Below are 486 nucleotides of genomic sequence, written 5' to 3'. Positions count from 1 at the left end.
GTTGTTGGCGGATGGGTATCGGGTGTTTGTGGAGGCGAGTCCGCATCCGGTGTTGGTGTTGGGGATGCAGGAGACGTTCGAGGAGGCGGGGGTGGAGGCGGCGGCCGTGCCCACGCTGCGCCGTGATCAGGGGGATCGCAGGCAGCTCGCACAGGCCCTCGCCCACGCTCACACCGCGGGTCTGCGGGTGGACTGGAGGCCGTGGTTCCCGGAGGAGAGCCGCACGGTGGTCGACCTGCCCACCTACGCCTTCCAGCGTGAGCGCTACTGGCTCGATGGCCGGACCGGAACCTCCCAGGATGCCGCCGGCTTCGGGCTGGTGTCGACGGGGCATCCGCTGCTGGGTGCGGTGACTGAGCTTGCTGAGCGGGATGGGTTTGTGTTTGTGGCGCGGGTGTCTGCGCAGGGGTGCGGGTGGCTGGGTGAGCACCGGGTGTTGGAGTCGGTGCTGGTGCCGGGGGCGGCGCTGGTGGAGTGGGTGTTGCG

General features: G+C 69.8%; 1 pseudogene. It reads left to right on the top strand.

Annotated elements, in window-relative coordinates:
• Positions 1-64 precede the first annotated feature (64 nt).
• Positions 65-486 (top strand): annotated as a pseudogene (locus G5C65_RS38230) (polyketide synthase dehydratase domain-containing protein); the annotation flags it as partial.

Source organism: Streptomyces boncukensis (genome assembly GCF_011045075.1).
GTDB lineage: Bacteria > Actinomycetota > Actinomycetes > Streptomycetales > Streptomycetaceae > Streptomyces > Streptomyces boncukensis.
The sequence above is the reverse complement of the archived record's forward strand: the minus strand, read 5'-3'. Positions and strand labels throughout refer to the sequence as shown.